The organism is Vibrio sp. VP6, assembly GCF_028823755.1.
Classification (GTDB): domain Bacteria; phylum Pseudomonadota; class Gammaproteobacteria; order Enterobacterales; family Vibrionaceae; genus Vibrio; species Vibrio parahaemolyticus.
In genome coordinates, this window is record NZ_JAPEID010000174.1 from 1 (window position 1) to 750 (window position 750).

The window sequence follows — 750 nt, forward strand, 5'->3', positions numbered from 1 at the left end:
ACCATTAAAATATGAGCTTAACGTAGGATATTTTCCGTTTTCCAAGCGGACCCCTTCATTGTTTGAATTATTCCCCTTGTGCAAAATTAATCCAACGAGTAATGGTGGTGTCATACCACTCTAGGCTTCTTCCTAGTTCAAGTAATGCGAGGTGATTTTGTTGATATAGCGCTGACTCATAAAATTGTTCATCAAGTTGTCCCATTAAGCGACAACAATGAGCTATTTGCCTCAGACAAAGTCCACCTTGTTCAAGTGTGTTTCCTTGTTCCATCATGCGAGTGATGATGACTAACGGCATAAAGGCCGACAGCTGTAAAGCATGAGAGTAGTCCAGCTGATCCAGTAAGTTGTTGATTATTAAAACTATTTTCTGATGAAGTTCAGGGTTATACTTGTTTTCTGGTGTGCCACACTGTTTTCTCATAATGCCTCCCGTGATTTATAAAAGGACTATTTTCGTTGGTGTTAGTCGCATCTCTAATGCAATGAAGTTTGGCAATGTGGCGGTCATAGATAGCTCTCAGCTTTTGGCTTCTTTGTTCGATAGACAGTTGAGGCAATTGCGATTCAAGATGGGTTAAGTCCTCCTTAAAAGAAACCATGTTTATCATGCTTGCCCTCCAGTTCAGTTCTTGCAACTGACGTTGGCATTGGTACGTATCGCTTTCGGTTTGCAATCGTCTTAATTGAGACGCAAACTCATGAATGGCAATGTATGCCAATATTTCGTCGCCATAGCATTTCGCT

Annotated in this window: 2 protein-coding genes; both read right to left on the reverse strand. The window is 40.9% G+C overall.

The genetic code is table 11. The features are described from left to right. Nucleotides 1–67: 67 nt before the first annotated feature. Nucleotides 68–427, reverse strand: a complete 360-nt coding sequence (locus OU793_RS24740; RefSeq protein ID WP_024699791.1) for a hypothetical protein — start codon at nucleotides 425–427, stop codon at nucleotides 68–70. After that, a partial coding sequence (locus OU793_RS24745) for a hypothetical protein (protein WP_274647932.1) occupies nucleotides 390–750 on the reverse strand: 361 nt, incomplete at its 5' end. The genes OU793_RS24745 and OU793_RS24740, both read right to left, overlap by 38 nt.